The following is a 23881-nucleotide window of genomic DNA, read 5'->3' on the forward strand; positions in this document are numbered from 1 at the left end:
CGAGGTATCCCTCATTCGGCTTGACCGGTCCGCCCTCGGTCGGCATCCTGAGCGCCGCCTCGGCTGGGCCGAACAAACTAGGACATGTCATGGCTTCTTACGAGATCCTGATCGCCGACGATCACCCCCTGTTTCGCAGCGCTTTGCACCAGGCCCTCACCCTCGGGCTGGGCCCCGACGTGCGCCTGGTGGAAGCCGCCAGCATCGCCGAACTGGAAGCGCGGCTGAACGAGAAGGCCGATTGGGATCTGGTCCTGCTGGACCTCAACATGCCGGGGGCCTATGGCTTCTCCGGCCTGGTGCTGTTGCGCGGGCAATACCCGCAGGTGCCGGTGGTGATGATCTCGGCACAGGAGGAGGCCGCGGTGGTGCAGCGCTCCCGCGAGTTCGGCGCCAGCGGCTTCATACCCAAGTCCAGTCCGCTGGAAACCCTGCAGCAGGCGGTGCGCGCGGTGCTCGACGGGGACACCTGGTGGCCGCCGCAGGATGCCGCCGCCGAAGCCCTCAGCGAGGAGGCCAAGGCCGCCAGCGCCGGGCTCGCCAGCCTCACCCCGCAACAGTTCAGGGTACTCACCATGGTCTGCGAAGGGTTGCTGAACAAGCAGATCGCCTACGACCTGAACGTTTCCGAGGCGACGGTGAAGGCCCACGTCACGGCGATCTTCCGCAAGCTCAACGTGCGCACCCGGACCCAGGCCGCGCTGCTGCTGCAACAAATGGAGACGGTTCCCGCTTCTCATTGAGAGACGGCTTAACGCTTTTTTGACCAGCCGGCGGCTAGACTGCCGGCCTTCCGAATCGATGAGAACCCGACGTGTCGCCTTCCCCCTTCAAAGGCCAGACCGGCCTCAAGCGTATCCTCAACGCCACCGGCTATTCCCTCGCAGGTTTCCTCGCCGCCTTCCGCGGTGAAGCCGCCTTCCGCCAACTGGTGCTGCTCAACGTGGTGCTGATCCCGGTGGCCTTCCTCCTCGACGTCAGTCGCGGCGAACGCGCGCTGATGATCGCGGTGTGCCTGCTGGCGCTGATCGTCGAGCTGCTCAACTCGGCGATCGAGGCCACCGTCGACCGCGTCTCGCTGGAACGCCACCCTCTGTCGAAGAATGCCAAGGACATGGGCAGCGCCGCGCAGTTCGTGGCCCTCACCGTGATCACCGTGACCTGGGCGACCATCCTGCTGGGCTGATCTACGCGGACATGAAAAAGCCGGAGGCAGCGATGCCTCCGGCTTTTTCTTGCGTGCGAGGGCGGCGGCTCAGGCCGCCGCGTCGAAGCTGTCGGCCCGCGCCATGTTCCACATGCGCTCGTAGAACTCGCCCTCGATCTTGCCGGAAAGCAGTTCGCCCGGCTTGAGGAAGTAGTGCAGCTGCGAGAACAGGCGGATCTCGGTGTCGGTGATGCGTCGCACCAGGTGCTTGGCTTCGAGCTGCGAGGGATGTTCCAGGCCCGCCGCGGCGAGCATCTCGGCCAGGCCCTTGAGGGTGTTGCGATGGAAGTTGCGCACCCGCTCGGCCTTGTCCGGCACCACCAGCGCGCGCTGGCGCAGCGGGTCCTGGGTGGCGACGCCGGTCGGGCACTTGTTGGTATGGCAGCTCTGCGACTGGATGCAGCCGATGGCGAACATGAAGCCGCGCGCCGAGTTGGCCCAATCCGCGCCGGTGGCCAGGACGCTGGCGATATCGAAGGCGCTGACGATCTTGCCGCTGGCGCCGACCTTGATCTTGTCGCGCAGGTTGAGGCCGACCAGGGTGTTGTGGACGAACAGCAGGCCTTCGCGCAGCGGCACGCCGATATGGTCGGTGAACTCCAGCGGCGCTGCGCCGGTGCCGCCTTCCTTACCGTCGACGACGATGAAGTCGGGGAGGATGCCGGTCTCCAGCATGGCCTTGGCGATGCCCATGAACTCCCATGGATGGCCCAGGCAGAACTTGAAGCCGACCGGCTTGCCGCCGGACAGTTCGCGCAGCTGGGCGATGAACTGCATCAGCTCGATCGGCGTGGAGAAGGCGCTGTGGCGCGACGGCGAAACGCAATCCTCACCCATCGGCACGCCACGGGTGGCGGCGATCTCGGGGGTGACCTTGTGCTTGGGCAGGATACCGCCGTGTCCCGGCTTGGCGCCCTGGCTGAGCTTGATCTCGATCATCTTCACCTGCGGGTCGAGGGCCTGGGCGGCGAAGCGCTCAGGGTCGAACTTGCCATCGCGGGTGCGGCACCCGAAGTAGCCGCTGCCCAGTTCCCAGACCAGGTCGCCGCCGTTCTCGCGGTGATAGGGACTGATGCTGCCCTCGCCGGTGTCGTGGTAGAAGTTGCCCATCTGCGCGCCACGGTTCAGCGAGCGAATGGCGTTGGCGCTGAGGGCGCCGAAACTCATCGCCGAGACGTTGAACAGCGAAGCGGAGTACGGCTTGCTGCATTGTGGCCCGCCGATGTCGACGCGGAACTCGCAGGGATCGCTGAGCGGCGCCGGACGCATCGAGTGGCTGATGAATTCGTAGCCGGCGGTGTACACGTCGATCAGGGTGCCGAAGGGCTTCTCCGAGCTTTCGTTCTTCGCCCGCGAGTAGACCAGCGAGCGCTGGGCGCGGGAGAAGGGCAGGGCGTCGCCGTCGGCTTCCAGCAGGTACTGGCGGATCTCCGGGCGGATGCCTTCCACCAGATAGCGGATGTTGCCCAGGATCGGATAGTTGCGGCGCACCGCGTGGGGCGTCTGGATCAGGTCGAACAGGCCGAGCAGGCTCAGGGCCACGCCCAGGAGGGTGAACGGCCAGAGCCATTCGGTGCTGCCGAGGAACGGCAGGCTGACCAAGGTGAACAGGGCGATACAGGCGAAAAACGCATAGCGACTGAGTAGCGACAGATTCATCATGTCTCCAATCTTCAGGCTTCGGTTCAAAATGGTAGTCACCTTCTTCGAGGCGTCTACGACGGGTTCCCCCCGCGCTAACCAAGCGCTGATTATGGGAAACAAACGGGGATAGAAAGCAAGCTAATAATTGTGTCTGGATGGTCGAGCAGCCGAATGGTCGCCGGGAACTCTTTCCGGAGTTGCGAATTATTCTTATCGGAGTAATATGTAACTATATAACATTATGTAGGAGGCATCCCCATGAAACCCGGCATCCATCCCGAATACCGTCCCGTCCTGTTCCATGACACCTCGGCCGACGTGTACTTCCTGATCGGCTCCACCGCGGAGACCGACAAGACCCATACCCATACCGACGGCAAGACCTATCCCTACGTGACGCTGGACGTTTCCAGCGCCTCGCACCCGGTCTACACCGGCGAACAGCGCAAGACCAAGAGCGAAGGCCGCGTGGCCGGGTTCAACAAGCGTTTCGCCGGCTTCGTCGGCGGCAAGGGGGCCTGATGAAAGTCCTCGCCTCGCTGAAACAGGCCAAGCTGCGCCATCGCGATTGCCAGGTGGTGAAGCGCCGTGGCCGGCTCTACGTGATCTGCAAGTCGAATCCGCGCTTCAAGTGCGTGCAGGGCCGGCCGAAGCCGAAGATCAAGCGCCGCTGAGCGGCGACGGGACGGTCGCCCGTCCCGTCAGCCCTGGGCCTGGAGGAACAGGCCGAACAGCTCGGACTGCGACTTGATGCCGAGCTTGCCGTACATGTGCTTGCGGTGGACCTTCACGGTTTCCGCCGAGATCGCCAGCTTGCGGGCGATCTCCTTGCTCGAGCAGCCGCTGAGCATCAGCCTGCCGACCTCCAGTTCGCGCGCCGTCAGCGGCGTGCCCATCTGCTCCGCGACCTTCTCCAGCGAACCCTGCCAGCCCGGCTCCGGCGCCGCGGGGCTGTTCAACACTTCGTCCTCGAAGGCCAGGCGCTGGCGCATCAGCCCGGCCACCCAGGGCCGCACCAGGCCGAGCACGGCGAGTTGCTCGGGGGTGAAGCGGCGCCGCGAGCCGAGCGACAGGCAGAGGGTGCGTTCGCCGGAGAGCTGGACGTTGATCTGGATTTCATCGGCCACCACGTTGAGGCGGAAGTAACGCTGGTAGTAATCGGTCTGCTCGAAGCATTCCGGTGCCACGTCGGCCAGACGGAACAGGCCGCTGCACGGGTTCTCGCGGCTGGCGATGTAGAACGGGTCGAGCAGGTAGAGGCCTCGCAGGTAGTCCTGGAACAGCGGGTCCGGCCCGCCGTCGGCGCCCGGGCATTCGGCGAACACCTGTGGCCGGCCCTGGCTGAACAGCAGGGCCACCCAGCTGTCGAACGGAACGTACTGTTCGAGCAGGCGTACCAGGCGAATCCAGAAGTCCGGCGCATCCAGCGCCTCGACCAGTTGCCCGACGGAGCGGTGCCAGGCGATGTCCTGCAAGGTGAAACTCATCTTCTACCCCTGTTGGGTTAACCCTCGGACGTAATTATCGGCGCGGGGAACGCCAAGCATACTGTGCCGACCCCTGCATACGAACAGCGCGCGTGCCGAACAGCGCCGAGAACAACAAGGAATTCCGATGAAAGTCGAACTCGTCCAGATCGCCGGTCGCGATGGCGACACCGCGCACAACCTGGAGCGCGCCCTGGCGGCCATCGCCGACTGTGCGGCGGACACCGAACTGGTGGTGTTCCCGGAAACCCACCTGACCGGCTTCCCCAGCGAAGACAACATCGCCGCCCTCGCCGAGCCGCTCGACGGCCCGACGGTCAGCGCGGTGCAGCGCGTCGCCCGTGAACGTAACGTTTCGGTGGCGATCGGCATCGCCGAGGCGGACGCCGGCCGCTATTACAACACCACCCTGCTGATCGCTCCCGACGGCATCGCCCTGAAATACCGCAAGACCCACCTGTGGGCCTCCGACCGCGGCATCTTCACGCCTGGCGACCGCTACGCCACCGCCCTGTGGAACGGCATCCGGGTCGGCCTGCTGGTGTGCTTCGACATCGAGTTCCCGGAAAGCGCGCGGGCCCTCGGCCAACTGGGTGCGGAACTGATCATCGTGACCAATGGCAACATGGACCCCTATGGCCCGACCCATCGCACCGCGATCATGGCACGGGCCATGGAAAACCAGGCCTACGCGGTGATGGTCAACCGCGTTGGGCATGGCGACGGCGGGCTGGTCTTCGCCGGCGGCAGCGCGGTGGTCGATCCCTATGGCCAGTTGCTCTGCGAGGCCGGGCGCGAAGAATGCCGGCAGATCGTCGAACTGGACCTCGGCCGGTTGCAGGATGCGCGTCGGGATTACCGTTACCTCGAAGAGCGTCGCCTGGTCCTGCCCGGCGAGCGCCGCGAGCACCCGGACGGCCTGCGCGAACTGCTGATTCCCTGATTCACCGCGGCGCGACAGGAGCGTCGCGTCGTCCTCCGTCCGCCAGCGAGCGGGCGAGGATGGGCCCGGAAAGCCGTAGCACAACGATGGGCGCCCGAGCGTCCGCCGGTCTCCCGGGTGAGGGAGGCCCCTGCGCCCCGCGGCCCGGCCGGCTGCGGGCCACTGCCATAACAAACGATAATTCCGGAGTAAGCAGTAATGGCCAGACTCAAGCGCACCCTGTCGCTGGGTTCCGTGGTGCTGTTCGGCATCGCCTACATGACCCCCATCATCGTCCTCGGGACTTTCGGCATCCTCGCCGAGACCACCCAGGGACACGTCCCCGCCGCCTACATCGCCGCTTCCCTGGCGATGCTCTTCACCGCCCTCAGCTACGGGCGCATGGCCGCGGCCTTCCCCGTGGCCGGCTCGGCTTATACCTACGTGCGCAAGGCCATCGATTCCCGGCTCGGCTTCATCGCCGGCTGGGCGGTGCTGCTCGACTACCTGTTCCTGCCGATGGCGATCTGGCTGATCGGCGCCGCCTACCTGCACTCGGCCTTTCCCGCGGTACCCAACGCGGTCTGGGTGCTGGCGTTCATCGGCGTGACCACGACGATCAACATCGTCGGCCTGCGCCTGGCGAAGAACGTCAATGGCCTGCTGATGCTGGTGCAGTTCCTGGTCCTCGGCGCCTTCGTCGCACTCTGCGTGCACTACGTGCTGGGCGACCCGGGCAAGCCGTTATGGTCACTGCAACCGTTGCTAGGTGGCGACCTGCAGGTGCCGCTGGTGATGAGCGGTGCGGCGATCGCCTGCTACTCGTTCCTCGGTTTCGACGCGGTCAGTACCCTGACCGAGGAAACCCGCGACCCGCGGCGCAACATCCCGCGGGCGATCCTGCTGATCACCCTGCTGGGCGGGTTGATCTTCATCGTCACCTCGTACTTCGTGCAACTGGCGCACCCGTCGTTCGCCTTCGACAGCGCGGACTCGGCGGCCTACGAGATCGCCCGCAACATCGGTGGCGACCTGTTCGTGACCTTCTTCCTGGTCGGCCTGATCGTCGGCCAGTTCACCTCCGGTCTCTCGGCCCAGGCCAGCGCCTCGCGCCTGCTCTTCGCCATGGGCCGCGACGGCGTCCTTCCGCGGCCGTTCTTCGGTCGTCTCGGCAAGCGCTTCGAGACGCCGGTGAACAGCATCGTCCTGTGCGGTGTGGTGGCCTTGCTGGCGCTACAGATGGACGTGACCACCTCCACGTCGTTCATCAACTTCGGCGCCTTCCTCGCCTTCAGCCTGGTCAACCTGTCGGTGGTCTTCCACTACTACCTTGGCGCCGAGCGCCGCGGTCCACGGGAAACCCTGTTGTTCCTGGTATTCCCTGGCATCGGCCTGGTCGCCGACCTGTGGTTGATGGCCAGCCTCGACCATCTGGCGATCATCCTCGGCCTCTGCTGGCTGGCGCTGGGCGCGGTGTACCTGGCGGCGATCACCCACGGTTTCCGCGAGCCGCCGCCGGAGATGCGTTTCGAGGAGGGCTGAGAAAGAATCGACGCCCGTTTCGCGGCGGCAAGGCGCAGGCTCCTGGCCTAGAGTGGCTATCCATCGCCTCCCTGGTTCCGGAGCCGGCCATGTCCCATGCAGCGTTGTTCCTTCCCCTTCCCGATGACGACACCCTGTATGCCGCGCTGTTGGCGCGCGACCCCGCCTACGATGGCTTCGCCTTCGTCGGGGTGAAGAGCACCGGGGTGTTCTGCCGCCTGACCTGCCCGGCGCGCAAGCCGAAGCGCGAGAACACCCTGTTCTTCGATTCGATCAAGGGCTGCGTCGAGGCCGGCTTCCGGCCCTGCCTGCGTTGCCGGCCGCTGGAACGGCTCGGCACGCAGGGGCCGCTGGTCAGCGACCTGCTCCAGCGCCTCGGTCGGCAACCGCAGCGGCGCTGGTTCGAAGACGACCTGGCGGCGCTGGGCTATGACCCGTCCACCGTGCGCCGTGCCTTCAAGCGCGAGTTCGGCGTGACCTTTCTGGAAATGGCTCGCCTGCGCCGTCTTGGCCAGGTCGCCGAGCGGCTGTCCTCGGGCGCGCGGGTAATCGACGCGCAACTGGATGCCAGCTTCGACTCCGACAGCGGCTTCCGTAGCGCCTTCGCGCGCCTGCTGGGCGAGCCGCCGTCGCAGTTGCGCGGGCGCGAGCTGCTCAAGGCGGACTGGCTGCAGACCCCGCTCGGCGCCATGCTCGCGGTGGCCGATGCGCAGGCCCTGCACCTGCTGGAGTTCTTCGACCGCCCGGCGTTGAGCGGGGAGCTGAAACGCCTGCAGAAGAACAGCGGATCGAGCATCGGTTTCGGCCGTTTCGCCCCCATCGACAGGATCGAGGCGGAACTCGCCGGCTACTTCGACGGTACTCCAGTGCGCTTCCAGACCCCGTTGGCGCTGAACGCCTCGGCCTTCACCCGCACGGTCTGGCAGGCGCTGCGCGAGGTACCGTGCGGCAGCACGCAGAGCTACGCCGGGCTGGCCAGGTCCATCGGCTCGCCGTTGTCGGTGCGCGCCGTGGCCCGCGCCAACGGAGCCAACCAGATCGCCATCGTGATTCCCTGCCACCGCGTCATCGGTTCGGACGGTTCCCTGACCGGTTATGGCGGTGGCCTGTGGCGCAAGCGCTGGTTGCTGGAGCACGAGCGGCGCATGGGCGCTGCCGGCTAGCCGGGATCGCCGCCCAGTAGCCGGGCGGGGGCGCGCAACACCGGTTCCCGCTCGACCGCTACGGGCCGCTGCAAGTCCTCGGCGTCGGCGCGCTCGGCGGTCGACAGGTCGCTGGCGTGGAACCCGGTGATCCGCAACAGGGCCAGGGTACAGGCCAGCGAGACCAGCGCGTAGCAGGCCGAGGCCAGGGCCACGCCGACGATGCTGCCGGTACTGTTGAGAATCCACTGGGCCAGTACCGGTGTACCGCCGCCGACCAGCAGCGAGCAGAGCTGGTAGGCCAGCGACAGGCCGGTGTAGCGCACCCGCGCCGGGAAGGCTCGGGCGAGGATACCGCCCACCGCGCCGTAGAACATCGCGTGCGGCACCGTGGCCAGGCACATGCCGACCGCGGCGATCCAGTAGACCTTGGTTTCTACGGCGAAGAACATCGCCGGCATCAGGATGAACTCCGGCAGCACCATCAGGCATGCCGCCTTGCGCATGTCGATGCGCGAAGTGAGCAGCGCCCCCAGTGGCTGGCTGAGGAACTGCACCACCAGCGCGACCACGATGATGCTGAGGAAGGTGCCCTGGCTGTAGCCGAGGGTCTTGGTCGCCCAGGAGAGGGCGAAGGTGCTCTTGAAGTAGGTGACGTGGATGATCGGCAGCACGCCGGCGCCGAGCAGGACGATCTTCCAGTGCTTGCCCAGCACCTCGGCGAGCGGCAGCTTCACCGTGCGCTTCTGCGCCAGCACGCGCTTCATGTCTTCCGACTCCTCCAGCTTCAGGCGGATCACCATGCCGACGATGACCAGCACCGCAGAGAGCAGGAACGGCGCGCGCCAGCCCCAGAGAATGAAGTCCGAGGCGGGCAGGGCGCTGAGGGCGAAGAACGCCAGGGTCGCCAGCAGGTTGCCGGTGGGCGAGCCCTGCTGGGCGAAGGCGGCGTACAGGATGCCCTTGCCCTTGGGCGCGCTTTCGCTGGCGATCAGGATCGCGCCGCCCCACTCGCCGCCGACCGCGATGCCCTGGACGATACGCAGCGCCACCAGGGAGATCGGCGCCCAGATGCCGATCTGCGTATAGACCGGCAACAGGCCGATGCAGGTCGTGGCGATGCCCATCATGATCAGGGTGATCACCAGGGTGGTCTTGCGGCCGATGCGGTCGCCGAGATGGCCGAAGATGATCCCGCCCAGCGGGCGAGCGATGAAGCCCGACCAGAGGGTGACGAAGGACAGCAGGGTGGCCAGGCCCGGATCCATGTCGGCGGGGAAGAATACCTTGCCGAACACCAGGGCGGCGGCCAGGCCGTAGATGTAGAAGTCGTACCACTCGATGGTGGTGCCGATGAAGGAGGCGATACCGGCCCTGCGGGCCTTCTTGTGCAGGTCGGCGTCTTCGGGAGAGGGCGTGCGCGGCATGGGTCGAGTCCTGTTTATTGTTGTTCTCGCCGACACGCCGCTCCCTACCGCCCTTCGCTGAAAGGCGGGGCGGAAACGCTGGTTTCCGTGGAGGGAGAGCGTGCGTCGGTGTTGACCCGGGTGCCTCGGAGTCTAGGTGGCACCCCCGCAAATCAATAGTCTTTTAATCTTATGGCTCGATAAGGGATTCCATATCGACGTTTTCCGTCAGCCCTCGCTCAGGCGTCGTCCAGGCCGCTCTTCAGCGTCGCCAGGAACGCCTGCGCCGCCCGGGAAGGTTCGCTGGCCGGAAGGATCGCGTGGATCTCCGAACGCGCGCCGGCCGGCTCGATCTCCAGGTAGCGCACCTCGTTCCGCCAGGCCAGGCAGAGGGTCTCCGGGATCAGCGCGACGCCCATGCCGAGACCGACCATGGCGGCGACGGTCTGCCACAGGCGCGCCTCGTGGCGGATGCGCGGGCTGAAGCCGGCGTCCACGCAGCGGGCGATGATCAGGTCGTGGTAGTGCGGGGAGACATGGCGCGGGAAGAGGATGAAGTCTTCGTCGCGCAGTTCGGCGAGGTCCAGACGCGCCTGGCCAGCCAGGCGGTGCCCGGCGGGCAGGCAACAGAGGAACGGGTCGCTGATCAAGGGTTCGGAGACGATTTCCGCCGGCAGCCTGCCCCAGTGCACGAAGCCCATGTCGATCTGCCCGCGCTGCAACGCCTGGGCCTGCTCCGCGCTGTTCATTTCGCCGAGCACCACCTCCATGTTCGGGTGCTCCCGTTCGAAGCGGGACATGGCCCTGGGCAGGCCGCGGTAGAGCATGGAATTGACGAAGCCGACGCGCAGTTGGCCGACGTCGCCCTCGGCGGATAGCTGGGTCAGGCGTTTCACCTTCTCTGCCTGCAGCAGCAGGTTGCGCGCTTCCACCAGCAGGACCTGGCCGGCGCCGGTGAGCTTCACCGACTTGTTATTGCGTAGCAGCAATTGGGTTCCGAGCTGTTCCTCCAGCTTCTTGATGTCGAAGCTCAGCGCCGGCTGGGAGATGAACAGGCGAGCCGCGGCGCGACCGAAATGCAGTTCCTCGGCGACCGCGATGAAGTAGCGAAGCTGTCTGAGATCCATGGCAGGCACCTGGTTCTACGATCTGTTTTTCTTATCGTCGATGATTTTTTTTGTATTGGATGCTTATCGAAGCACTCGCCTAGTCTCGGCGCAAGACAAGCAGGAGCCGCGCCATGACCGCCATGCCCGAAGTACTTCGCGAAGATACGCTGAACATCCCCGACAGCCGTGGGCTGAATCTCTACACCTGCGATCCGGCCCTGGAGCGGCTGCTGGAGGTATACCTGCCGCCGGCGTTGCTCGCCGAATGGCGGCCGCTCCTCGAACGGCTCGGCGCCCGTGCCGGCGGCGAGCTGGACGTGCTGGCGCTGGCGGCGGACAAGAACCCGCCGGTGCTGGCGCCGCGCACCCGCCGCGGCGAGGATTTGCAGAGCATTCGCAAGCATCCGGACTACGTCGCCCTCGAACAGGTGGCCTATGCCGAACTTGGCCTGGCTTCCATGAGCCATCGCCCGGACGGCCCGCCGCCGCTGGTGAAGTATGCGCTCACCCACCTGTTCGTACAGGCCGAGTTCGGCCTTTGCTGCCCGGTCAGCATGACCGACTCGCTGACCCGCACCCTGCGCAGGTTCGGCGCGCCAGAACTGGTCGAGCGCTACCTGCCGTCCCTCGCCTCGCGGGATTTCGACGAGCTGTTCCAGGGCGCCATGTTCATGACCGAGCAGGCCGCCGGCTCCGACGTGGCGCGGACCCGTACCGTGGCGCGGGAGCAGGGCGGCGAGTGGAAGCTCTACGGCGACAAGTGGTTCTGCTCCAACCCGGACGCCGACCTGGCGATGGTCCTGGCCCGCCCCGAAGGCGCGCCGGAAGGAATGAAGGGCGTGACCCTGTTCCTGTTGCCGAAGGTCCGCGAGGACGGCACGCGCAACGCCTATCGCATCGTCCGCCTGAAGGACAAGCTGGGCAGCCGCTCCATGGCCAGCGGCGAAGTCCGCCTGGAAGGCGCCAGCGCCTACCTGATCGGCGAGATCGGCCGCGGCTTCCAGCAGATGGCCGACATGGTCAACATGTCGCGCCTGTCCAACGGCGTGCGCGCCGCCGGGTTGATGCGCCGGGCGCTGAGCGAGGCGCTGTTCGTCGCCCGCCATCGGCGCGCCTTCGGCAAGCACCTGATCGACATGCCGCTGATGCAGAAGCAGTTGCTGAAGATGATGCTGCCCACCGAACAGGCGCGCTCGATGTTCATGCAGATCGCCACGCTGCTGCCGCGCGCCGATGGCGGCGAGGTCGAGGCGCAGAAATGCGTGCGGATCCTCACCCCGCTGATCAAGTTCCGCGCCTGCCGCGATGCGCGACGGGTCACCGGCGACGCCATGGAGGTGCGCGGCGGGGTCGGCTACATCGAGGAGTGGAGCGACCCGCGCCTGGTGCGCGACGCCCACCTGGGATCGATCTGGGAGGGCACCAGCAACATCGTGGCGCTGGACGTCGCCCGTGCGGTGAGCCGCGAACAGGCGCTCGAACCCTTGCAGCGCCACCTGCGCCGGCTGCTGGATGACAGCGATCTGCCAGGGGACGCCCGCGACCTCTTCGACGAACTGCTGGTGCGAGTGGTCGCGACCATGGCCGACGTCGCCGAGCGCCGCCAGGACGAGCAGGTGCGCCAGGCCGGCAGCGCCCTCTACCACCTGTGCACGGCGATCTTCATGGCCTGGGAAGCCAGCCGCCAGGCACCCGACCAGCGCCGCCTGGCCCTGGCCTTCCTGGTCGCCCGGCACAAGCTGCTGCCGCGCGACCCGCTGCACCTGGAGGGCTGGACCGACCAGGCCGAACTGCTGGCCAGGGTGGTCGGCGAGGTGCCGCTGAGCCAGGCCGAAGCCATGCAATTGCTGCCGGCCTGACTGCCCGCATTCCCGCTCACAACAACCAGAGAGTCGCCATGACCAATCAGACGGGCGCCCTGCGTGGCCTGAAAATCATCGATCTCAGCCGGGTCCTCGGCGGACCCTACTGCTCCCAGGCGCTGGCCGACCACGGCGCCGAGGTGATCAAGCTGGAACCCCTCGGCGGCGACGAGACCCGTGGCTGGGGGCCGCCCTTCGAGGGCGACACGGCGTCCTACTTCAAGGGCGTGAACCGCAACAAGAAGGGCATCGCCGTCGACCTGGCGACGGCGGAGGGCATCGAGCTGCTGCTGCGCTTGCTGGAGGACGCCGACGTACTGCTGGAGAACTTCAAGCCCGGCACCCTGGCGCGCTGGGGGATCGGCTACGAGGAGGTGCTTCGCCAGCGCTTCCCGCGGCTGGTCCACTGCGCGGTATCGGGCTTCGGCGCCGACGGCCCGCTCGGCGGCCTGCCCGGCTACGACGCGGCGATCCAGGCGATGGCCGGACTGATGAGCGTGAACGGCGAGGCCGGCGGCGAGGCGTTGCGTATCGGCCTGCCGATCGTCGACATGGTCACCGGGCTGAACGCCATGGCCGGCATCCTCCTCGCCCTCCACGAGCGCCAGGTCAGCGGGCGCGGGCAGTCGGTGGACATCGCCCTGTACGACTGCGGTATCTCCCTGCTGCACCCGCACCTGCCGAACTACTTCGCTTCCGGACGTACGCCCCGGCGTAGCGGCAACGCCCACCCGAACATCGCGCCCTACGACAGCTACCGCACCGGTACCGAGCCGATCTTCCTCGCCGTCGGCAACGACCGCCAGTTCGCCCGCCTGTGCGAGTACCTGGGAGCGGATGAACTGCCGGGGGACCCGCGCTTCGCCGACAACGGCAAGCGCTCGGTCAACCGCGAGGCGCTGAAGCGCGCCCTGGAGGACTACCTGGCGGCCCACGACGGCCGCGAGCTGGCCGAGCGGCTGATCCGTCTCGGCGTGCCCTGCGGAGCCATCGCCACGGTGGATCGGGTGGTGGAGCACCCGCACACCCGCCATCGCGGGATGGTCGTCGAACTCGAGGGCTATCGCGGCATCGCCTCGCCGGTGAAGCTTTCGCGCACCCCGGCCAGCTACCGCGCCGCGCCGCCGGTGCTGGGCGGAGACACCCGGGAAGTCCTGGCGGAACTGGGATTGAGCGCCGAGGCGATCGACGCGCTGGTCCGGCGCGGCATCGTCCGCGCCTGAAACCCCTCACGGCACGGCCTGCGCCGTGCAACTCAATCCCCGGGCAATTGGAGATGGCCATGGATTCCTCCCCTGGGGCGGTGCGCCCCGAACTCGTGCTGCTGGAGCGGCCGGAGCAGGGCGTGGCCCTGTTGCGACTGAACCGCCCGGCAGTGCTCAACGCCCTGAACATGCGCCTGCGCGAGGCTCTGGCGGAGCACGTACGGCGCCTCGACGAGTGCGCCGATACCCGGGTCATCGTCCTCACCGGAAATGGCACGGCGTTCGCCGCCGGCGCCGATCTCAACGAACTGGCGGAGGCGTCCGCGCTGGAGATCCAGCAGCGCGGGGTGGAGCGCCACTGGCAGGCCCTCGCCGCCTGCCGCAAACCGCTGATCGCCGCCGTGGAGGGCCATGCCCTGGGTGGAGGCTGCGAGTTGGCGATGCACTGCGACCTGATCGTCGCCGGTGCCTCGGCGCGCTTCGCCCAGCCGGAAGTTCGTGTCGGCGTGATGCCCGGCGCCGGCGGCACCCAGCGCCTGGTGCGAGCGGTGGGCAAGTTCCAGGCGCTGCGCATGCTGTTTACCGGTTGCACGGTACGGGCGCCGGAGGCCCTGGCCATAGGGTTGGTCAGCGAGGTGGCGGCGGATGGCCAGGCATTGGATCGCGCCCTCGAACTGGCTCGCCAGATCGCCGGCCTGCCGCCGCTGGCGCTGGCGCAGATCAAGGAAGTGGTCCTGGCCGGCGCCGACCTGCCGCTGGACCAGGCCCTGGCGCTGGAGCGCAAGGCCTTCCAGTTGCTGTTCGACAGCCACGACCAGAAGGAGGGCATGCGTGCCTTCCTGGAAAAACGCACAGCGGAGTACCTGGGAAAATGAGCGAGCCATCGATCGTTCTCATCGGTATCGTCGGTACCGGTGCCATGGGCCAGGGCATCGCCCAGCTCGCTGCCTGTGCCGGGCTGTCGGTGCTGCTCTACGACAGCCGCCAGGGGGTGGCGCTGCAAGCGCGCGAGCAGATCGCCACGGTCCTTGCCCGGCAGGTGGAGCGGGGCCGGCTGGAGGCGGAGGCTGTCGAGCGCGCGATGGGCAATCTGCGGGTGGTCGAGGACTTGCGGGTCCTAGGCGGCTGCCAGTTGGTGATCGAGGCGATCGTCGAGAACCTGGAGGCCAAGCAGGCGTTGTTCCGCCAATTGGAAGAGGTGGTCGGCGACGAAGCGATCCTCGCCAGCAATACCTCCTCGCTGTCGGTTACCGCGATCGCCTCGGCCTGTCGCGATCCCGGCCGGGTCGCCGGTCTGCACTTCTTCAATCCGGTGCCGCTGATGCGTCTGGTGGAGGTGATCGAGGGTCTCGCCACCCGCACCGGCATCGCCGAGCGACTGTGCGCCCTGGTGGCGACCTTCGGCCACCAGGCGGTGCGTGCCACGGACAGCCCCGGCTTCATCGTCAACCATGCCGGACGGGCCTTCGGCACCGAGGCGCTGCGTATCCTCGGCGAGGGCGTGGCGCCGGTGGCGGCGATCGACGAAGTCCTGCGCGAGGGCGCCGGCTTCCGCATGGGCCCGTTCGAGCTGTTCGACCTGGTCGGGTTGGACGTCAGCCTGCCGGTGATGGAGTCGATCTACCGGCAGTACTACGAGGAGCCGCGTTATCGTCCGCATCCCTTGCTGCGCCAGATGCTCGCCGCCGGCCGCCTGGGGCGCAAGAGCGGCCAGGGCTTCTACCGCTACGACGGCGCTGGGCAGGTGCCCGTCGCCGCCCCGGCGGTTGCGCCAGGCGCGGCGTTGCCGCCGGTGTGGCTGGGCGTCGACGACGAACATGACCGCGCGCCATTGCTGACGTTGCTACAACGTCTGGGCGCCGAGGTGGAGAGCGGCGAGCGTCCTTCCGGGGCGGCGTTGTGCCTGCTTGCGCCACTGGGCGCCGACGTCAGCGCCGCAGCGCGGCGGTTCGCCGTCGATCCGACGCGCAGCCTGGCCATCGACGTGCTGTCGGACCTGGAGCGACACCGCTGCCTGATGGCCTGCCCGGCGACCCGAGCGGAGCTGCAGCAGGCCGCTCGCACCCTGTTCGCACGGGACGGCGTGGGCGTCACGCTGATTCGCGACAGCGCCGGGTTCATCGTCCAGCGCACCCTCGCCTCGATCGTCAATCTCGCCTGCGACATCGCCCAGCAGGGTATCGCTTCGGTGGAGCACATCGACCTGGCGGTGCGCCTCGGTCTCGGCTATCCGCTGGGGCCGCTGGAGTGGGGCGACCGAATGGGTGCCGGGCGCGTGCTGCGCATCCTCGAACGCCTGCATGCGCTCAGCGGCGACCCGCGCTATCGCCCCAGCCCCTGGCTGCGCCGGCGCGCCCAACTGGGCCTTTCCCTGCGCCAGCCGGACAGCCCGTTGGCCTCCTGATCCCTTCGCGGAGAAACACACCATGCTCGATGCCTATATCTACGCCGGCCTGCGTACGCCTTTCGGCCGGCATGCCGGTGCACTCTCGACGGTGCGTCCGGACGACCTGGCCGGCCTGCTGCTGGCGCGTCTCGCGGAAACCTCCGGGTTCGCCGTCGACGACCTGGAGGATGTGATCCTCGGTTGCACCAACCAGGCCGGCGAAGACAGCCGCAACCTGGCGCGCAACGCGCTGCTCGCAGCCGGCCTGCCGGCGCGGCTGCCCGGGCAGACGGTCAACCGCTTGTGTGCCAGCGGACTGTCGGCGGTGATCGACGCGGCGCGCGCGATCAGTTGCGGCGAGGGTCGGCTGTACCTGGCCGGCGGCGCCGAAAGCATGTCCCGGGCGCCGTTCGTCATGGCCAAGGCGGAGAGCGCCTTCAGCCGCACGCTGGAGGTCTTCGACAGCACCATCGGCGCGCGCTTCGCCAACCCCAGGCTGGTCGAGCGCTATGGCAACGACAGCATGCCGGAGACCGGCGACAACGTGGCCCGCGCCTTCGGCATCGCCCGCGGAGACGCCGACCGTTTCGCCGCTTCTTCCCAGGCGCGCTACCAGGCTGCGCTGGAGGAGGGCTTTTTCCTCGGCGAGATCCTTCCGGTGGAGGTGCGTGCCGGACGCAAGGGCGAGACGCGGCTGGTGGAGCGCGACGAGCATCCGCGGCCGCAGGCCGACCTGGCGGCCCTGGCGCGCTTGCCGGCGTTGTTCGCCGGCGGGGTAGTGACCGCCGGCAATGCCTCGGGGATCAACGACGGGGCGGCGGTAGTGCTGCTGGGCGACCGCGCGATCGGCGAGCGCGAGGGCATCCGGCCGCTGGCGCGGATCCTCGCCAGCGCCAGCGTCGGCGTGGAGCCCCGGTTGATGGGCATCGGCCCGCAGCAGGCGATCCTCCGCGCGCTGCAACGCGCCGGCATCGACCTGGACGAGGTCGGCCTGATCGAGATCAACGAAGCCTTCGCGCCGCAGGTCCTGGCCTGCCTGAAGTTGCTCGGCCTGGACTACGAGGACCCGCGGATCAATCCCCATGGCGGCGCCATTGCCCTCGGCCATCCGCTCGGCGCCTCCGGTGCGCGCCTGGTGCTCACCGCCGCCCGCGGGCTGCAACGCATCGAGCGGCGCTACGCGGTGATCAGCCTGTGCGTCGGGCTCGGCCAGGGCGTGGCGATGGTGATCGAGCGCTGCCGATGAGACACCGTTCCCCCTAGAAAAAGAGGCGCCCAGGCGCCCGTTCGGAGTGCGTATGAACAACAACAAGAAATGCGCGTTTTTCCTGCTGCCGATCCTTGCCGGCGATAGCGTTCCCGCCTTGGCCGAGGGCTTCCTCGAAGACTCGCGGGCCAGCCTGGCCTTGCGCAACTTCTACATGAACCGCGACTTCCGCGATGGCGCGGGACGTGCGAAAAGCGAGGAGTGGGCCCAGGGCTTTCTCTTCGACTACCGCTCGGGCTATACCGAGGGTACCCTCGGCGTGGGTCTCGACCTGCTGGGCAAGCTCGGCGTCCGACTCGATTCCGGCGCGGGGCGTAGCGGCACCGGCCTGCTTCCGCTTCGCGACGATGGCAGCGCGGCGGGCGACTACGCGCGGCTGGACGCCACCGCCAAGCTGCGCCTGTCGCGCAGCGAACTGAAGGTCGGCGGCCTGGTGCCGAAGCTACCGACCATCCAGCCCAACTACGGGCGGCTATTCCCCCAGGTGTTCCAGGGCGCGCTGCTGACTTCCGGCGAACTGAGCGGACTGAGCCTGAACCTGGGACGGCTGACCGAGGTCAGCCAGCGCAACGAGGCGGGCACCAGCGACCTGGCGCTGTTCAACCGCAACCGGCGTTTCGCCGGCGCGGCGCAGGCGGACCGTTTCGACCTGGCCGGCCTGGACTACCGTATCGCCCCGGACTGGACCGGCAGCTACCACTATGGCGAACTGGAGCAGGTCTACGCCCAGCATTTCCTCGGTCTCAAGGGGCGCATCGGCGTCGCTGCGGATAGCCTGGAGAGCGACTTGCGCCTGGCGCTCAGCCGGGATACCGGCGGCGCTCGCGGCGGGCGCATCGACAACCGTTCCTTCAGCGGGTCGCTCACCTACCGCCTGCGCAACGGCCAGGCCTTCGGCCTGGGCTACCAGCGGATGAGCGGCGACCACGGTTTCCCCTACCTGGAGGGGACCGATCCGTACCTGGTCAATTTCGGCCAGTACAACGACTTCGCCGAGGCTGGCGAGTCCTCCTGGCAACTGCGCTACGACTGCGACTTCGCGCCGCTCGGGGTGCCCGGCCTGAGCCTGATGACGCGCTATTTCAGCGGCCACGGCGCGAAACCGAAGGGCGCCGACGGCAGTCGCGAGTGGGAACGCGACAGCGACCTGCGCTACGTGTTGCAGGGCGGTGCGCTGAAGGGACTGGGGCTGGTCTGGCGCAACGCTACCTACCGTTCGGCCTTCAGCCGCGACATCGACGAGAACCGCTTGTACCTGACCTATGAGCTGCCGCTGTTCTGAGCCGCTCAGCCCTTGGCGGCGCTGACCCCTTCGAGGGTGGCGAAGGAGGTGTCCTTGGCGGTGAGCAGGAAGTCGCGCATGAATGGCGCATCGAACATGTCCGTGCGGATGGCGGCGAAGAGCGTGCAGTACAGGCCCTTTTCACCGAGGCGCCGGGCCGTCACGTAGCCGCGCGAGCTGTACTCGTGCAGGGCCCAGTTCGGCAGGCAGCAGACGCCGCGACCGGAGGCCACCAGCTGCATCATCATCACGGTCAGCTCGGCTATGCGCACCTGCGCCGGCTCCACGTCGGCGGGGTCGAGGAAGCGGGTGAAGACGTCGAGACGATCGCGTTCCACCGGATAGGTGATCAGGGTTTCCCGCTCCAGGTCCTCCGGGACGACATACGGTCGACCAGCCAAGGCATGCTGGTTGGCCACCGCCAGCAGCGCTTCGTAGGTGAACAGTGGCACGTAGGTGATGCCGGGCAACTCGATCGGGTCGGCGGTCACCACCAGGTCGAGGTCGCCGCGGGCCAGGGCCGGCAGCGGCGCGAAGGAGAAGCCCGAGGCCAGGTCCAGTTCGACTTCCGGCCAGGCGTCGCGGAACTGGTCGATGGTCGGCATCAGCCACTGGAAGCAACTGTGGCATTCGATGGCCATGTGCAGGCGTCCGGCGGTACCGCCGGCGAGCCGCGCCAGGTCGCGTTCGGCGGTGCGCAGCTGGGGCAGCAGCGAGTCGGCCAGTTGCAGCAGGCGCAGCCCGGCGCTGGTGAAGCGTACCGGCTTGGTCTTGCGCACGAACAGCTGCATGCCCAGGCGCTCTTCCAGTTCCTTGAACTGGTGCGACAGCGCCGACTGGGTAAGGTGCAGGCGCTCGGCGGCTTCCACCAGGCTGTCGGCTTCGCGCAGCGCGTGCAGGGTCTTGAGGTGGCGAAGTTCGAGCATGGCGGCCTCTGTATGAGCAAAACTTGATAGCGGTGCGGATTCGTTGAGTTTGTCTCATACGCCAGGGGCTGTCGACAAGCGATGGCCTCGATCCCGCAGAGCGTGCGATCGTGGAGCGACGGGGAGAAGAGCCCGGCACACGGGACGGCGGCACGGAGCAGCGGCGCAACGCCGCAGAGCCACAACGCCACGACCGCCTGGCGGCATTCATCAAACTGTCACGCTACTGTGGCAGCGCGCTGGACGAAATTTAATCAGAATCGCGCTCCACTGGGGTTTTGCGTTCTGGGTTTTCTTCATGCGTGCTTTCATCTTCCTGGCCGCCTTGTTGTGCAGCCTCTCCTCCTTTGCGGCGGCGCGTTGCGACGCACGCGTACCTACCGAGACGGTCGAACTGGGCGACGTGCGCCTGGCCTACCAGAGCATCGGCCGCGACAGCGATCCGGCCCTGCTGCTGGTGATGGGCCTGGGCGGGCAACTGATCCACTGGCCGGACGAGGTGGTCAGCGCCCTGTGCGAGCAAGGCTTCCGGGTGATCCGCTACGACAACCGCGACGTCGGCCTGTCGGCCTGGAACGTGCCGGTGCCCAGTTCGCGGCTGACCTACGAAGTGGTGCGTTATCGCCTCGGCCTGCCGGTCAGCGCGCCCTATACCCTCACCGACATGGCCGGCGATGCCCTGCATCTGCTCGACGCGCTGGATATCCCCCAGGCCCATGTGCTCGGCGCCAGCATGGGCGGGATGATCGCCCAGCACATCGCCGACATGGCGCCGCAGCGCCTGCTCAGCCTGACCCTGGTGATGACCAGCTCCGGCGCCGAAGGCCTGCCGGCGCCCAGCGAGTCGCTGCTGCGCCTGCTGGCGCGGCGCGAGGCGGCCAGCCGCGAGCAGGCGGTCGAGCAGCAGGCCGACCTGCTGGCGGCGCTGGGCAGCCCGGAAGTGCGCGATGATCGCCAGCAGCTCCTGTTGCAGGCCGCACGTTCCTACGACCGCGCGTTCAACCCGGAAGGCGTGCAGCGGCAATTGCTGGCGATCCTCGCCGAACCCAGCCGGGTGCCGCTGCTGAACCGTCTGCAGGTGCCGACCCTGGTGATCCATGGTACCGCCGATCCGCTGCTACCGGTGATGCACGGCGTGCACGTGGCGGCGCATATCCGTGGCTCGGAGCTGAAGCTGATCCCCGGTCTCGCCCATCGCTTCCAGGAGGCCTTCAAGGAGCCGTTGCTGGCGGCGGTAGTGCCTTACCTGAAGGCCCATCGGCAGGCCAGCGTCGTCCAGCTCTGAAGCCGCGCTCGCGGTCTCAGGCGTGCAGGCGTACCCAGAGGCCCACCAGCACGCTTGCCGCCACCAGCCAGGCCAGCGCCGCCAGGGCCAGCGAGGTCTCCAGGCGGAAGCGCTCGACCAGCAGGTAGAGCGCGGCGAGATAGACGAAGTAGGGGATGATCGACCACATGCCGAAGACGATGGTGGTCTTCAGGTCGTCCAGCGAACGGCCCTTGCCGACGATGTAGTGGGCAATCAGGGCGAAGGTGGGAAACAGCGGCACCAGGCCGGCGATGTAGTAGTTGCGGGTCTTCGACAGGACGGCGAGGAGCACGACCACGGCGGCGCCGATCAGCGCCTTGAACATCAGGTCCACGGGATTCTCGACTGCGGCGGCGCCACCGGCTTGGTGGCGTCGCGCATTATGCCCGGATCGTCCCGTACCCTTCCATAACGAACGAGGCCCGCAAAAGCGGGCCTCGACGTTTCTGGCTGGCGATCAGGCCGCATGCACCCGCGGGCGATGCGGATGCTCGCTCTGCAGGTACTGGCCGAGGCGCACCTGCTGGCTCGGCGAGAGGAACAGGCCGAGCTTGCTGCGGCGCCAGAGGATGTCCTCGGCGTCCTGGGCCCACTCGTGCTTGCACAGGTAGTCCACTTCGCGGGCATACAGGCCGCCGCCCAGGTGCTCGCCGAGATCGGCTTCGCCATTGACCCCGTCCAGCAGGCGCCACACCCGGGTGCCGTAGGTGCGCGCCCAGCGCAGCGCCAGTTCGCGGTCGAGCCAGGCGTAGCGGTTGGCCAGTTGCTCGGTGAGCGCCTCGACGCTCTGCATCTGCTCGCCGCCCGGCAGCGGTGCCTTGGCGGTCCAGGCCGGGCCGAGATTGGCGAAGAACGGCTGGAGCTGCGTCAGCGCCGATTCGGCCAGCTTGCGGTAGGTGGTCAGCTTGCCGCCGAACACCGAGAGCAGCGGCGGCTCGCCGTTGCCGGCGGAGAGCGACAGGGTGTAGTCGCGGGTGATCGCCGAAGGCTCGTCCGACTCGTCGTCGCACAGCGGACGCACGCCGGCGAAGCTGTGCAGGATGTCGGCGGCCGCGAGTTGCTGCTTGAAATGGGCGTTCACCACTTGCAGCAGGTAGGCGGTTTCCTCTTCGCTGATCGCCACCTTGGCCGGGTCGCCCTGGTACTCGCGATCGGTGGTGCCGATCATGGTGAAACGGTCCAGATAGGGGATGGCGAAGACGATGCGGCGGTCTTCGTTCTGCAGGATGTAGGCGTGCTCGCCTTCGTACAGCTTCGGCACGATGATGTGGCTGCCCTGGATCAGGCGGATACCGTAGGGCGACTTCTGTTTCAGGTCGTCCTGGATGAAGCGCGCCACCCAGGGGCCGGCGGCGTTCACCAGGGCGCGGGCGCGGATCGAATACAGGCTGCCGTCGCTGCGCTCCAGGTGCAGGTGCCAGAGTCCCTTGCTGCGACGGGCGCTGACGCAGCGGGTGCGGGTATGGACGTGGGCGCCGTGCTCGCGAGCGGAGATCGCGTTGAGCACCACCAGGCGCGCATCGTCCACCGCGCAGTCGGAGTACTCGAAGCCACGGCGGATCTCGGCCTTCAGCGGGCTGCTGCCGGTGAAGCGCAGGCCGCGCGAGGCGGGCAGCTTCTCGCGCTTGCCGAGGTGATCGTAGAGGAACAGGCCGGCACGGATCATCCAGGCCGGGCGCAGGTGCGGACGGTGCGGCAGGACGAAGCGCAGCGGCTTGACGATGTGCGGCGCCTTGGCCAGCAGGACCTCGCGCTCGGCCAGGGCTTCGCGGACCAGGCGGAATTCGTAGTGTTCGAGGTAGCGCAGGCCGCCGTGGATCAGCTTGCTGCTGGCCGAGGAGGTGTGCTGGGCCAGGTCGTGCTGTTCGCAAAGGAACACGGACAGGCCGCGCCCGGCTGCGTCGGCGGCGATCCCTACACCGTTGATGCCACCGCCGACCACGGCGACATCGTAGACTTCGGCGAGTGGAGCGGAGGGGGTGTGCGCTTGACTCATGTGAAAGGCCCTGAAGTCGAAAGTGAACGTAGTTTTGTTCGAATTCGAAAATAGCTTAGTCGATTGCGCAGTTATTGACCAGCCCGATTCACCAGGCTTTTTCAATTTCGAAGGGGTGCCCGGGCGCTACCGGTTTGCCCGTCCGCGCGGGAACCACCCCTCTTCCGCATGCGGGAAAGCGGCCGCCGAGGGTCGTGGCGCATGGGCAGGGGTCGGCAGGTGGCTTTTCTGAAACGAACATTCACGGCGCCGAACGGCGCCGTGGCAGGGGAAATGCCTCAGACCAGGTCCAGGTGAACCTTGTGCTGTGCCATCAGGCGGGCGATGGCGGCGGGCGGCGGGCTGTCGCTGATGACCCGGTTGACCAGCGAGATCGGTCCCAGGCGGACCACCGCGTTGCGCCCGAACTTGCTCGAGTCGGCGGCCAGGAACACTTGCCGCGCGTTGTCGATGATCGCCTGGGATACGCGCACTTCCTGGTAGTCGAAGTCGAGCAGGCTGCCATCCTCGTCGATGCCGCTGATGCCGACCAGGGCGAAGTCGACGCGGAACTGCTGGATGAAATCCACCGCGGCCTGGCCGACGATGCCGCCGTCGCTGCGTACGGTGCCGCCGGCGACCAGCACTTCGAAGTCTTCCTTGGCGCTGAGGGTGGCGGCCACGTGCAGGTTGTTGGTGATGATCTTCAGATTGCGGTGGTTGAGCAGGGCGCGGGCGATGGCCTCGGTGGTGGTGCCGATGTTGATGAACAGCGAGGCGTTGTCCGGCACCAGGCTGGCCACGGCTTCGGCGATGCGCTGCTTCTCGTCACGCATCTGGTCGGCGCGCATGGTGTAGGCGGTGTTCTCGATGCTCGAATCGTAGGCCGCACCGCCGTGGTAGCGGCGCAGCAGTCCCTGTTCGGCGAGCTGGTTGATGTCGCGGCGGATGGTCTGCGGGGTGACCGCGAACATCTGCGCCATCTCCTCGATGCTCAGGTAACCGCGCTCGCGGACCTCCTCGATGATGCTTTGCTGTCGGGGGGGCAGGTTCATGGGTTGTTCTCGTGCTGCCGGGCCGGGACCCTGGAAAGTCGCCAAGAATGCCGCACGCGGGGGGCCGTTGTCAGCCGTGCATGAGTCGTAGAGGGCGCCGCGGCGGCACCCGGCCGCCGCGCGCAAACGTTACCCAGGGCATGCCAGAGCGGCGCCCG

22 protein-coding genes are annotated in these 23881 nt (G+C 67.5%); 14 read left to right on the forward strand and 8 right to left on the reverse strand.

The genetic code is table 11. The annotated features are described in order from the left end of the window. Positions 1–89: 89 nt before the first annotated feature. The gene (erdR, locus tag LJF27_RS05650; RefSeq protein ID WP_003092229.1) at positions 90–743 is read left to right on the forward strand and encodes a response regulator transcription factor ErdR; all 654 of its coding nucleotides are present in this window, start codon (positions 90–92) and stop codon (positions 741–743) included. A gap of 71 nt (positions 744–814) precedes the next feature. After that, a complete protein-coding gene (locus tag LJF27_RS05655; protein WP_003092226.1) occupies positions 815–1186 on the forward strand; it encodes a diacylglycerol kinase in 372 nt (123 codons plus the stop codon). 69 nt (positions 1187–1255) lie between these two features. On the opposite strand, the gene LJF27_RS05660 is transcribed toward LJF27_RS05655, so the two are convergent. Continuing rightward, positions 1256–2866 carry an FMN-binding glutamate synthase family protein gene (locus LJF27_RS05660; RefSeq protein ID WP_003098476.1) on the reverse strand — a complete coding sequence of 537 codons (1611 nt, stop codon included), beginning with the start codon at positions 2864–2866 and terminating at the stop codon, positions 1256–1258. Positions 2867–3109: 243 nt separating this feature from the next. Between LJF27_RS05660 and LJF27_RS05665 the strand changes: the two genes are divergently transcribed. Together LJF27_RS05665 and ykgO are read left to right on the forward strand one after the other, a co-directional pair. Continuing rightward, positions 3110–3373 (forward strand): type B 50S ribosomal protein L31, encoded by a 264-nt coding sequence (locus tag LJF27_RS05665; RefSeq protein ID WP_003092213.1) that lies wholly within the window; start codon positions 3110–3112, stop codon positions 3371–3373. Beyond that, positions 3373–3525 carry a type B 50S ribosomal protein L36 gene (gene ykgO, locus LJF27_RS05670; RefSeq protein ID WP_003092209.1) on the forward strand — a complete coding sequence of 51 codons (153 nt, stop codon included), beginning with the start codon at positions 3373–3375 and terminating at the stop codon, positions 3523–3525. Before LJF27_RS05665 ends, ykgO begins: the two co-directional genes overlap by 1 nt. A 27-nt stretch (positions 3526–3552) precedes the next feature. Here ykgO and LJF27_RS05675 read toward each other — a convergent pair whose 3' ends face one another. Beyond that, positions 3553–4338 (reverse strand): helix-turn-helix transcriptional regulator, encoded by a 786-nt coding sequence (locus tag LJF27_RS05675; RefSeq protein ID WP_003092207.1) that lies wholly within the window; start codon positions 4336–4338, stop codon positions 3553–3555. A 127-nt stretch (positions 4339–4465) separates the two neighbouring features. On the opposite strand from LJF27_RS05675, the gene LJF27_RS05680 reads away from it, so the two are divergent. The 3 genes from LJF27_RS05680 (at position 4466) to LJF27_RS05690 (ending at position 7965) form a co-directional block, all read left to right on the forward strand. Further along, positions 4466–5281, forward strand: coding sequence for a carbon-nitrogen hydrolase family protein (locus LJF27_RS05680; protein ID WP_003092205.1), 816 nt, complete (start codon positions 4466–4468; stop codon positions 5279–5281). A gap of 198 nt (positions 5282–5479) precedes the next feature. Beyond that, on the forward strand, positions 5480–6802 hold the full coding sequence (locus LJF27_RS05685) for an APC family permease (RefSeq protein ID WP_003109706.1): 1323 nt from the start codon (positions 5480–5482) through the stop codon (positions 6800–6802). 89 nt (positions 6803–6891) lie between these two features. After that, positions 6892–7965, forward strand: coding sequence for a bifunctional transcriptional activator/DNA repair enzyme AdaA (locus tag LJF27_RS05690; protein ID WP_010793352.1), 1074 nt, complete (start codon positions 6892–6894; stop codon positions 7963–7965). On the opposite strand, the gene LJF27_RS05695 is transcribed toward LJF27_RS05690, so the two are convergent. Both LJF27_RS05695 and LJF27_RS05700 read right to left on the reverse strand, forming a co-directional pair. Continuing rightward, a complete protein-coding gene (locus LJF27_RS05695; RefSeq protein WP_003113881.1) occupies positions 7962–9371 on the reverse strand; it encodes an MFS transporter in 1410 nt (469 codons plus the stop codon). The two genes, LJF27_RS05690 and LJF27_RS05695, sit on opposite strands and share 4 nt — an antisense overlap. Before the next feature lie 218 nt (positions 9372–9589). Continuing rightward, positions 9590–10477 carry a LysR substrate-binding domain-containing protein gene (locus tag LJF27_RS05700; RefSeq protein WP_023105090.1) on the reverse strand — a complete coding sequence of 296 codons (888 nt, stop codon included), beginning with the start codon at positions 10475–10477 and terminating at the stop codon, positions 9590–9592. Positions 10478–10590: 113 nt separating this feature from the next. Between LJF27_RS05700 and LJF27_RS05705 the strand changes: the two genes are divergently transcribed. Genes LJF27_RS05705 through LJF27_RS05730 form a run of 6 tightly spaced genes read left to right on the forward strand, consistent with a single transcriptional unit; the run spans position 10591 to position 18461 of the window. Continuing rightward, positions 10591–12318, forward strand: coding sequence for an acyl-CoA dehydrogenase family protein (locus LJF27_RS05705; RefSeq protein ID WP_003453614.1), 1728 nt, complete (start codon positions 10591–10593; stop codon positions 12316–12318). 38 nt (positions 12319–12356) lie between these two features. Continuing rightward, positions 12357–13544, forward strand: coding sequence for a CaiB/BaiF CoA transferase family protein (locus LJF27_RS05710; protein ID WP_012613737.1), 1188 nt, complete (start codon positions 12357–12359; stop codon positions 13542–13544). Between the two features lie 59 nt (positions 13545–13603). After that, complete coding sequence (locus LJF27_RS05715; RefSeq protein WP_023087104.1) at positions 13604–14401, forward strand: enoyl-CoA hydratase; 798 nt, start codon at positions 13604–13606, stop codon at positions 14399–14401. Continuing rightward, positions 14398–15930 (forward strand): 3-hydroxyacyl-CoA dehydrogenase, encoded by a 1533-nt coding sequence (locus tag LJF27_RS05720; protein WP_023087105.1) that lies wholly within the window; start codon positions 14398–14400, stop codon positions 15928–15930. Before LJF27_RS05715 ends, LJF27_RS05720 begins: the two co-directional genes overlap by 4 nt. Positions 15931–15952: 22 nt before the next feature. Further along, positions 15953–17158, forward strand: a complete 1206-nt coding sequence (locus tag LJF27_RS05725; RefSeq protein ID WP_023117070.1) for a 3-oxoadipyl-CoA thiolase — start codon at positions 15953–15955, stop codon at positions 17156–17158. A gap of 52 nt (positions 17159–17210) precedes the next feature. Further along, the gene (locus tag LJF27_RS05730) at positions 17211–18461 is read left to right on the forward strand and encodes an OprD family porin (RefSeq protein ID WP_003143278.1); all 1251 of its coding nucleotides are present in this window, start codon (positions 17211–17213) and stop codon (positions 18459–18461) included. A 5-nt stretch (positions 18462–18466) separates the two neighbouring features. Here the strand turns inward: LJF27_RS05730 and metR are convergent, their stop codons facing one another. Next, positions 18467–19387 carry a transcriptional regulator MetR gene (gene metR, locus LJF27_RS05735; protein ID WP_003109716.1) on the reverse strand — a complete coding sequence of 307 codons (921 nt, stop codon included), beginning with the start codon at positions 19385–19387 and terminating at the stop codon, positions 18467–18469. A 298-nt stretch (positions 19388–19685) separates the two neighbouring features. Between metR and LJF27_RS05740 the strand changes: the two genes are divergently transcribed. Further along, on the forward strand, positions 19686–20672 hold the full coding sequence (locus LJF27_RS05740) for an alpha/beta fold hydrolase (protein WP_003098462.1): 987 nt from the start codon (positions 19686–19688) through the stop codon (positions 20670–20672). Positions 20673–20688: 16 nt separating this feature from the next. Here the strand turns inward: LJF27_RS05740 and LJF27_RS05745 are convergent, their stop codons facing one another. From LJF27_RS05745 to LJF27_RS05755, 3 genes are all read right to left on the reverse strand, one after another. Beyond that, positions 20689–21018: a GlpM family protein gene (locus LJF27_RS05745; protein ID WP_003119370.1), complete on the reverse strand. Its 330-nt coding sequence runs from the start codon at positions 21016–21018 to the stop codon at positions 20689–20691. A 132-nt stretch (positions 21019–21150) separates the two neighbouring features. After that, on the reverse strand, positions 21151–22689 hold the full coding sequence (gene glpD, locus LJF27_RS05750; RefSeq protein WP_003098460.1) for a glycerol-3-phosphate dehydrogenase: 1539 nt from the start codon (positions 22687–22689) through the stop codon (positions 21151–21153). Positions 22690–22967: 278 nt separating this feature from the next. Then, a complete protein-coding gene (locus tag LJF27_RS05755) occupies positions 22968–23723 on the reverse strand; it encodes a DeoR/GlpR family transcriptional regulator (RefSeq protein WP_003092173.1) in 756 nt (251 codons plus the stop codon). Between the last annotated feature and the right edge of the window lie 158 nt (positions 23724–23881).

The organism is Pseudomonas sp. 203-8 (genome assembly GCF_020708595.1).
Lineage (GTDB): Bacteria > Pseudomonadota > Gammaproteobacteria > Pseudomonadales > Pseudomonadaceae > Pseudomonas > Pseudomonas aeruginosa.

Bases quoted from the DNA above. Each gene is read 5' to 3' on its own strand.
- LJF27_RS05710 (WP_012613737.1), top strand. From the start codon at position 12,357: ATGACCAATCAGACGGGCGCCCTGCGTGGCCTGAAAATCATCGATCTC.
- LJF27_RS05715 (WP_023087104.1), top strand. From the start codon at position 13,604: ATGGATTCCTCCCCTGGGGCGGTGCGCCCCGAACTCGTGCTGCTGGAG.
- LJF27_RS05690 (WP_010793352.1), top strand. From the start codon at position 6,892: ATGTCCCATGCAGCGTTGTTCCTTCCCCTTCCCGATGACGACACCCTG.
- LJF27_RS05700 (WP_023105090.1), bottom strand. From the start codon at position 10,477: ATGGATCTCAGACAGCTTCGCTACTTCATCGCGGTCGCCGAGGAACTG.
- LJF27_RS05695 (WP_003113881.1), bottom strand. From the start codon at position 9,371: ATGCCGCGCACGCCCTCTCCCGAAGACGCCGACCTGCACAAGAAGGCC.
- LJF27_RS05755 (WP_003092173.1), bottom strand. From the start codon at position 23,723: ATGAACCTGCCCCCCCGACAGCAAAGCATCATCGAGGAGGTCCGCGAG.
- LJF27_RS05660 (WP_003098476.1), bottom strand. From the start codon at position 2,866: ATGAATCTGTCGCTACTCAGTCGCTATGCGTTTTTCGCCTGTATCGCC.
- LJF27_RS05720 (WP_023087105.1), top strand. From the start codon at position 14,398: ATGAGCGAGCCATCGATCGTTCTCATCGGTATCGTCGGTACCGGTGCC.
- erdR (WP_003092229.1), top strand. From the start codon at position 90: ATGGCTTCTTACGAGATCCTGATCGCCGACGATCACCCCCTGTTTCGC.
- LJF27_RS05705 (WP_003453614.1), top strand. From the start codon at position 10,591: ATGACCGCCATGCCCGAAGTACTTCGCGAAGATACGCTGAACATCCCC.
- LJF27_RS05675 (WP_003092207.1), bottom strand. From the start codon at position 4,338: ATGAGTTTCACCTTGCAGGACATCGCCTGGCACCGCTCCGTCGGGCAA.
- glpD (WP_003098460.1), bottom strand. From the start codon at position 22,689: ATGAGTCAAGCGCACACCCCCTCCGCTCCACTCGCCGAAGTCTACGAT.
- ykgO (WP_003092209.1), top strand. From the start codon at position 3,373: ATGAAAGTCCTCGCCTCGCTGAAACAGGCCAAGCTGCGCCATCGCGAT.
- LJF27_RS05665 (WP_003092213.1), top strand. From the start codon at position 3,110: ATGAAACCCGGCATCCATCCCGAATACCGTCCCGTCCTGTTCCATGAC.
- LJF27_RS05725 (WP_023117070.1), top strand. From the start codon at position 15,953: ATGCTCGATGCCTATATCTACGCCGGCCTGCGTACGCCTTTCGGCCGG.
- LJF27_RS05680 (WP_003092205.1), top strand. From the start codon at position 4,466: ATGAAAGTCGAACTCGTCCAGATCGCCGGTCGCGATGGCGACACCGCG.
- metR (WP_003109716.1), bottom strand. From the start codon at position 19,387: ATGCTCGAACTTCGCCACCTCAAGACCCTGCACGCGCTGCGCGAAGCC.
- LJF27_RS05730 (WP_003143278.1), top strand. From the start codon at position 17,211: ATGAACAACAACAAGAAATGCGCGTTTTTCCTGCTGCCGATCCTTGCC.
- LJF27_RS05740 (WP_003098462.1), top strand. From the start codon at position 19,686: ATGCGTGCTTTCATCTTCCTGGCCGCCTTGTTGTGCAGCCTCTCCTCC.
- LJF27_RS05745 (WP_003119370.1), bottom strand. From the start codon at position 21,018: ATGTTCAAGGCGCTGATCGGCGCCGCCGTGGTCGTGCTCCTCGCCGTC.
- LJF27_RS05685 (WP_003109706.1), top strand. From the start codon at position 5,480: ATGGCCAGACTCAAGCGCACCCTGTCGCTGGGTTCCGTGGTGCTGTTC.